At 67.5% G+C, this 400-nt stretch carries 1 pseudogene; it reads left to right on the top strand.

From position 1 onward, the window contains the following. Window positions 1-400 (top strand): annotated as a pseudogene (locus HX846_RS36760) (pyruvate dehydrogenase (acetyl-transferring), homodimeric type); the annotation flags it as partial.

Genomic DNA, 400 nt, shown 5'->3' on the forward strand with positions numbered 1-400 from the left:
AGCGCGTGGGGGACCTCATCTGGGCCGCCGCCGACCAGCGTGCCCGAGGTTTTCTGCTGGGCGCCACTGCCGGGCGCACCACCCTGGGTGGCGAAGGCTTGCAGCACCAGGACGGCAGCAGCCACCTGATGGCCGCCACCGTGCCCAATTGCCGTGCCTACGACCCGGCGTTTGCCGGCGAGTTTGCGGTGATCCTCGACCATGGCATGCGCCAGATGCTGGAGCACGATGTGGACGAGTTCTACTACGTGACCCTGATGAACGAAAACTACCCGCAGCCGAGCCTGCCGGAAGGCGTCGAAGCGGCGATCATCAAAGGCATGTACCGGCTGAGCGGGCAGCCTGGCGGCATGGTCCGGTTGCTCGGCTCCGGCACGCTGGTGCGCGAAGCCCAGGCAGC

This window comes from Pseudomonas sp. K5002 (genome assembly GCF_013386655.1).
Taxonomy (GTDB): Bacteria; Pseudomonadota; Gammaproteobacteria; order Pseudomonadales; family Pseudomonadaceae; genus Aquipseudomonas.